Source organism: Limnospira sp. (assembly GCF_051859755.1).
In the GTDB taxonomy this organism is placed as follows: Bacteria; Cyanobacteriota; Cyanobacteriia; order Cyanobacteriales; family Microcoleaceae; genus Limnospira; species Limnospira fusiformis.
This window is the reverse complement of the sequence record NZ_JBIMLI010000400.1, coordinates 1-647: the sequence shown is the minus strand read 5'-3', so window position 1 is coordinate 647 and position 647 is coordinate 1. Positions and strand designations below refer to the sequence as shown.

1 pseudogene is annotated in these 647 nt (G+C 41.1%); it reads left to right on the top strand.

What is annotated here, in order from left to right:
- A pseudogene (locus tag ACTIE0_RS24875) lies at window positions 1–647 on the top strand (ATPase); the annotation flags it as partial.

Genomic DNA, 647 nt, shown 5'->3' with positions numbered 1-647 from the left:
AACTAATCGAACAAATTCAGCCGGAATTTGACTATATTTGTTGGAAAAGTCTCACAGAAACTCCCACCTTTTCCTCCCTAACAAACCAACTGCAACAATTTTTTTACCAGTCACAAAATCCCCCATTTCCTACAATAATTGATTATTTCCGTCACTGCCGTTGCTTAGTCATATTGGATGACCTACACAATCTTTTTAAAAGCGGTGCATTGGCGGGGGAATACTTGACAGACTTTAAAGAATACCGGACAATTTTTCGGAAAATTGCCAAAAACCATCATCAAAGTTGCGTGATTCTCCTCAGTTGGGAAAAACCTAGAGCCATTGCTACCTTAGAAGCGGAAACACACTCCACCCGCACGTTACACCTGAAAGGATTATCAGCCGATGCTGAGGAAATTTGGCGATCGCACCAATTAACCGACTCCGACAAATGGCCGGAATTAATCAACCTCTATCAAGGACATCCTACCTGGTTAAATATCATCGCCTCAACCATAGTCGAACTATTTGATGGTAGCGTTTCCCTATTTTTAAGCCACAGCGAGGACATCTTTTTAGGTGACTTAGAACCAATTTTAGAATCTCAGTTAGAACGATTATCCCAATTAGAACAACAGGTGATTTCTGGTTTCCGAGACCATCAA